The sequence below is a fragment of the Agrobacterium sp. 22-221-1 genome, from assembly GCF_053522445.1.
Genome location: NZ_JBNWCL010000042.1, coordinates 1 through 2,508 on the forward strand (window position 1 = coordinate 1; position 2,508 = coordinate 2,508).

Consider the following 2,508-nt stretch of genomic DNA (forward strand, 5'->3'; position numbering starts at 1 on the left):
ACGCAGTCCTTCCGATCATGCGTCAGCAGGGTGCTGGACGGATTCTGAACATCGGTTCGGTCGTTGGGCTTATTCCTGGTCCCTTCGGCGCGTATTACACGGCAAGCAAACACGCAATCGAGGGCTATTCCGAATCCCTGGACCATGAGGCGCGACCGTTCGGTATCCGGGTCGCCGTCATCGAGCCATGGGCGACGAAGACCTCCATCGAAGCCAACTCACCGCAGGGCGACCGCCCGGTTGCCGCCTATCGCGAGGTATTCGCCCGCTACCAGGCCGCGTTCAATGCAGCGATGGCGGCTGGCGACACGGCGGAGGATGTCGCAGCGACCATCCTTGCGGCAGCGCAGGCCCGGAAGCCGCGGCTGCGCTACCCCTCTGGCAAGGCTGCCCGACAGACCTCGTTTGCCCGGCGTTTCCTGCCGCGTGCGCTGTTCGATCGCATCCTGCGCAAGCAGTTCAACATCGCCTGAGATTATCCATTCACGTACCGGCCCGCGTGCGGGCAAGGCAGAGCCATCATGACCTACGCATCGATCAAGACTGCATCGACATATCGCTACCGCGATGCTCCCAACCGCTTCATCATGGCAGGCAACATCCGCTTTGCCTATCGCGAGCTTGGCCTGCGCGGCAGCGTTCCGCTGGTTCTTCTCAATCACTGGGGCGCCGTGCTGGATAATTTCGACCCGCGCATTGTCGATGGGCTTGCTGTCTCTCACCATATCATTGCGCTGGACTATCAGGGGATCGGCCTTTCCAGCGGAACGGCGCCAGTCACGATCGATGAAATGGTCCGCGATGTCATCGCCGTCATCAGTGAGCTGGGCTTCACCACAGTTGACCTCATGGGCTTCTCACTTGGCGGCTTCGTGGCCCAGGATATTGTGCTGAAAACGCCCGACCTGGTGCGCAAGCTGATCCTCACCGGCACGGGACCTGCCGGCGGAACGGGTATTGCAAGGGTCGGAGCCGTCTCCTGGCCTTTGATCATCAAGGGCATGCTGACCTTGCAGGACCCCAAGACCTACCTGTTCTTCACGTCGTCAACCAATGGCCGCCGGGCAGCGAAGGACTTTCTGGCACGCCTCAAAGAGCGCCAGATCGATTGCGACGAGGAGCCGACACCACGCGCATTCCTGCGCCAGCTTAGCGCCATCAAGACCTGGGGCCGTCAGACACCGCAGGATCTGGGACGCATCCACATTCCCGTTCTCGTGGCCAACGGGGACAATGACATCATGGTGCCAACATCCAACAGCCGCGATATGGCGCGGCGCATCCCCAACGCCGAACTCGTGATCTACGAGGATGCCAGCCATGGCGGGATATTCCAATACCATGCCCAGTTCGTACCGAAAGCCCTGGCTTTCCTGGCTGCCTGACCTGACACTCGTTTCACACTGGAGAAAACCCGTGAAAGCCTTCGTCGTCGATAAATACAAGAAGAAGGGCGCGCTTCGTCTGGCCGACATGCCCGAACCTCAGATCGGTGCCAATGATGTGCTGGTTCGCATTGAGGCCACAGCGATCAACCTTCTGGATTCCAAGGTGCGCGATGGCGAGTTCAAGCTGTTCCTGCCCTATCGTCCACCCTTCATTCTCGGTCACGATCTGGCCGGAACGGTCTTCCACGTCGGCGCCAATGTGCGGCAGTTCAAGGCGGGCGACGAGGTCTACGCCCGTCCGCGCGATCTCAGGGCAGGCACCTTTGCAGAGTTGATTGCGGTCGATGCCGCAGACCTCGCGCTGAAACCGACAAGCCTCTCCATGGAGGAGGCCGCCTCGATCCCGCTGGTCGGACTGACCGCCTGGCAGGCGCTGGTCGAAGTGGGCAAGGTCAAGCCAGGCCAGAAGGTCTTCATTCAGGCCGGTTCCGGCGGTGTCGGCACGTTTGCCATCCAGCTTGCAAAATATCTTGGCGCCACCGTGGCAACCACCACCAGTGCCGCCAATGCCGAGCTTGTCAAAAGCCTCGGTGCGGATGTGGTCATCGACTACAAGACGCAGGATTTCGAGCAGTTGCTGTCCGGTTACGATCTGGTGCTGAACAGCCAGGATGCCAAGACGCTGGAAAAGTCGGTGAGTGTGCTGAAGCCCGGCGGGAAGCTGATTTCGATCTCTGGACCCCCGGACGTTCCCTTCGCCAAATCCCTGAAACTGAACCTGTTCTTGCGGTTCGTTATGCGGATGCTGAGCCGGGGCATTCTGAAAAAGGCAAAGAGCCGCAGCGTCGACTACTCCTTCCTGTTCATGCGCGCGCAAGGGCAGCAATTGAGCGAGATCGCCAAGCTGATCGACGCCGGCGCCATCCGTCCGGTCGTCGACAAGGTGTTCCCTTTTGCGCAGACGGCTGACGCCTTGGCTTATGTCGAAACCGGGCGTGCCAAGGGGAAGGTTGTTGTTGCCGTTGCACAATGACCGTCTCGCAAGCAGGCAGGTCGTTCTTTTCGAAGGATGATGTCCGCTTCGATGGCTCATGGGACAGGAGTGGACATTCTCCTCGCG

General features: G+C 60.2%; 3 protein-coding genes. All 3 read left to right on the forward strand.

Translation table 11 applies throughout. From position 1 onward, the window contains the following. Positions 1-473, forward strand: a 473-nt coding sequence (locus tag ACQZ5N_RS26325; RefSeq protein WP_448734563.1) for an SDR family NAD(P)-dependent oxidoreductase, incomplete at its 5' end; no start/stop codon positions are given. Between the two features lie 48 nt (positions 474-521). Beyond that, a complete protein-coding gene (locus tag ACQZ5N_RS26330) occupies positions 522-1,385 on the forward strand; it encodes an alpha/beta fold hydrolase (RefSeq protein WP_448734564.1) in 864 nt (287 codons plus the stop codon). 31 nt (positions 1,386-1,416) lie between these two features. Further along, positions 1,417-2,421, forward strand: coding sequence for an NADP-dependent oxidoreductase (locus ACQZ5N_RS26335; RefSeq protein ID WP_128286948.1), 1,005 nt, complete (start codon positions 1,417-1,419; stop codon positions 2,419-2,421). The last annotated feature ends 87 nt before the right edge of the window (positions 2,422-2,508 follow it).